Source organism: Halopseudomonas sp. (assembly GCF_036961105.1).
In the GTDB taxonomy this organism is placed as follows: Bacteria; Pseudomonadota; Gammaproteobacteria; order Pseudomonadales; family Pseudomonadaceae; genus Halopseudomonas.
In genome coordinates, this window is the sequence record NZ_JBALWW010000039.1 from 1 (window position 1) to 3,633 (window position 3,633).

The 3,633-nt window shown below is 56.6% G+C and carries 2 protein-coding genes and 1 pseudogene; 1 reads left to right on the forward strand and 2 read right to left on the reverse strand.

The genetic code is table 11. The features are described 5' to 3' along the window. Nucleotides 1-464: 464 nt before the first annotated feature. A complete protein-coding gene (locus V7756_RS18790) occupies nt 465-2,375 on the forward strand; it encodes a putative bifunctional diguanylate cyclase/phosphodiesterase (protein ID WP_335611735.1) in 1,911 nt (636 codons plus the stop codon). A gap of 396 nt (nt 2,376-2,771) precedes the next feature. On the opposite strand, the gene V7756_RS18795 is transcribed toward V7756_RS18790, so the two are convergent. Together V7756_RS18795 and V7756_RS18800 are read right to left on the reverse strand one after the other, a co-directional pair. Next, complete coding sequence (locus V7756_RS18795; protein ID WP_335611736.1) at nt 2,772-3,272, reverse strand: CinA family protein; 501 nt, start codon at nt 3,270-3,272, stop codon at nt 2,772-2,774. Nucleotides 3,273-3,368: 96 nt separating this feature from the next. Next, nucleotides 3,369-3,557: pseudogene (locus V7756_RS18800) on the reverse strand (ZIP family metal transporter); the annotation flags it as partial. Nucleotides 3,558-3,633 lie beyond the last annotated feature (76 nt).

Genomic DNA, 3,633 nt, shown 5'->3' on the forward strand with positions numbered 1-3,633 from the left:
GAACGAATGTCCTAATTTTTGCCTTATCTCGGCATGACCCCTACCTCTCAGGGCGCCACGCTCAGTGTGACGGAGGGTGAGGCGTCGCTGGTTGCTCAGTAAACCCGCAATCAACTCGTGCTAGCGGCAGGCGAGGGCGTCAAACGTCCTCGCCTGTTTCAGTTTTTGCCGCATTTGTTATCAGCAAAATGCTTTGCTGACAGCATGATGCCGCTGAAGCGCTTCGAAGTCCTCATGGCGTGACCCGCGTCACATTTCCGTTCCCGCTTTTCTACTCGTCAATTAGACTATTTATTTTTGGCGCCTGTTTTCTGACGCAGGCCGCGGAGTAGAGCGCGCGCGCATAAATATTGCGTCGGATAGCTCAAGCGCGGGGCTTGCGCAACGACTGGTATATTGGTTAGCGTTCGCGGTTAGCTGTGTTTAAGCTCATTGAGCCCTATCGTTAAGGAAGCACGAACTGTATGGAAAACGTGCAGGCGGAAACGGACTTGGAAATGTTGGTGGAGGGCAATGTGCTGAGCCGCCAGGCCAGCCGATTGATGTCGATCGCCAACGCACTGGCGGTCGTCTTGCTGCTGATAGCCGTGCGCACCCTGAGCGTGGGTGACTGGTTCAACAGCACACTGGTCGGCATTGCCTTTGCGGTGGTGATGTATGCGCGTCGGCTCAATCGGCGGGGCATGGTTGATTTATCAGTCTCGCTGGTGCTCTCGGTCATGACATTGATCGTGGGTATTTCCATGTGGAACAGCCAGGGCCTCTACAGCGGCGCCATACTGGCTTTTCCGGCATTGCTGGTGGTCGCCGGCACCGTTGCCACAAGGCGTCTGTTCTGGTTGCTGCTAGGACTCATGCTGGGGATGGTCACATTGATCACCGGTCTTGCCGCGACCGGGTTGAAAGTCTATCAGCCCGCACCCATCGGCCTTGGCAGGCTGGTGGTAATCAGCTGCATTCTGGTTGTGTCGGCACTGGCGATTTCACTGCTGATGCGCGACCTGCGCTGCGCACGCACGCTGCTGCGCCAGGAAATGCAACGGCTGCGCTCCTCCGAAGCCAGGCTTACTCACCTGACACAACACGACCCGCTGACCGACCTGCCCAATCGTCAGATCATCGCGGATCTGGTTCAAGGCGCGATCGAGCGGGCGCGCGGGCAGGGGAGGCAGCTTGCGCTCCTGTTTGTCGATATCGACAACTTCAAATCGATCAACGATTCGCTTGGCCACGCTGCGGGCGACGAGCTGCTGCAGGAAATTGCCGCCAGGCTCAAGCAGGCGGTGCGTGAAGCGGATACGGTCAGCCGACAAGGCGGTGACGAGTTCATCATGACCTTGCCCGATCTGGACGGGCAGGAAACCGCCATCGCGGTCGCACGGCGCATGCAAGAGATCGTCAGCCAGCCAATAATCTTGCGCGATATGCCCCTGGTGACTTCGCTATCCATTGGCATAGCGCTGTTCCCTCGCGACGGTGACGATTTTGCCTCCTTGTTGCGCAAGGCAGAACTGGCCATGCACAGGGCCAAGGCGACCGGCCGCAATACCTACTGCCTGTTTGACGAACAAATGAACGTCAATACCCATGAGCGTCTGAGTATCGAGCAGGATTTGCGCCAGGCGCTGCTGCGTGATGAATTTGCCTTGCATTATCAACCCATCATCGAGCTGGCCGGCGGCAAGCTGGTGGGTGCCGAAGCGCTGTTGCGCTGGCAGCACGCTGAGCACGGATTGCTGGCCCCGGACCGTTTCATTGACGTGGCCGAACAATCCGGCCTGATCACCCATATTGGCGAATGGGTATTGAACGAGGCCTGCCTTGAAGCCGCTCGATGGCAGACACAAGGCTGCGCCGGTCTTGCCGTCTCGGTGAACCTTTCGGCAGTACAATTTCACCGCGGCAATCTGGAGGCCAGTATCACCCAGGCGCTCAAGGCCGCGACACTGGAACCGCGACTGTTGGAGCTGGAGCTGACTGAATCCATGTTGCTGGAGAAATCCGACAACTTCATACAGCTGCTGAAACGTCTCAAACAGCTCGGCGTCAAATTGTCGATTGACGACTTTGGCACCGGTTACTCCAACCTGTCCTACCTGCAACGCTTCCAGGTCGATAAACTCAAGATCGACAAATCCTTCGTCACCAATCTCAGCAGCAACGAGCAGAATCGCGCGATCGTCATCGCCATTATTCAGATGGCCCACAGCCTCAAGCTAAAGACCACGGCTGAGGGCATCGAGCATGAAGTAGTGCGGCGCATTCTGGGCTCACTCGGCTGCAATTTCGGCCAGGGTTATTTGTTCGCAAAGCCCATGCCGGCAGAGGACTTTTTGCGCCATGCGAAGCAGGCCAATGTCGAGCGAGTGCGCTAGCTTGAAGCGGGAAGCTGCACAGTGAGTCTGGATGACCGCGACTGGTATCGAGAGGATGCAAAGCGTAGATCGCAGCTGCCAGATATTGAGCCGAAGCGCGTCAGATCGCATACAGCCGTTCTTTTCGTATCAACCCGCAAAGCTCCAGGTCGGTTCCGCCTATGGCACCTTTTGGCTGCTGTCGTCGTGCTGGGTGCGATAATCAGGCGCTTCGTATAACGGACTTGATTTTGAGCCGTTCCACAGCAGGGATATTCGGATGAGGCGCGCTTCTGCAGGACTTATATTGCAGTTCGCATAATATATATTATGTTAAATACGACATTTGGCGCTTATTGGCTTGTTGACACCCCCAGGCGTTAACCCGCCCTGCATGGCTAGCGCTACCGGTCGCTCTCAGCTTCTCTCACCTCGCAACATCGCGCGATGAAAATACGGCAACTGCTGGAGTGCGTGCTGTACCGCCTTGCTCAATACGTCCTGTCGCGACCCCGCAAAATGCTCGGTGCTGCTGAACACGACCGGCCCGACGTCCGTCTCAAAGGCCCACGCGAAACAGATGGTGCCCGCTGGTATGCCGTCCTTGTCTGCCGGGCCGAGTAATCCTGTGGTGGCTATGGCTGCTGTAGCTGGATTGTTGTGCAGCGCGCCGGCGGCCATCTCATACGCAACCTCGCGGCTGGTGAGATTGAATTTCTCCATGGTAGCCGGGTTGACGTTCAACAGGCGTTGTTTTGCCTGTGGCGAATAGACCACGTAGCCGCACTCGATCAGTTCACCGCTGCCCTCCACTTCAGCCAGCGCGGTCATGATTCCGCCAGCCGTGCAGGACTCTGCCGTGGTTAGCAACAGCCCTTGATTGCGCAGATATTCCACTACTTGTTTGATGTCGTTCATTGGCTTACTCACTACTGCATTGTCTGTCTATCCGCCCGTTTGCTATCTATCGGCCCGCTTGGTCAGAGCAGGCTCATCCAGGTTTGCGCCCTTCGCCTAACCAAGGGCTGTGTCCAGGAACATCATTACTGCAAAGCCGAGCATCAACCCCAAGGTTGCAGCGGTCTGATGCCCGTTGCGGTGGGTTTCCGGGATAACTTCGTGCGATACCACAAAGATCATCGCCCCGGCCGCCAGCCCAAGGCTGATGGGGTAACCAATGGCGTAGCCTGACGACAGACCTAAACGGGGTCATGCCGAGATAAGGCAAAAATTAGGACATTCGTTCTCTAAGCTATTGTATTTAAACGAGTAGATTAGA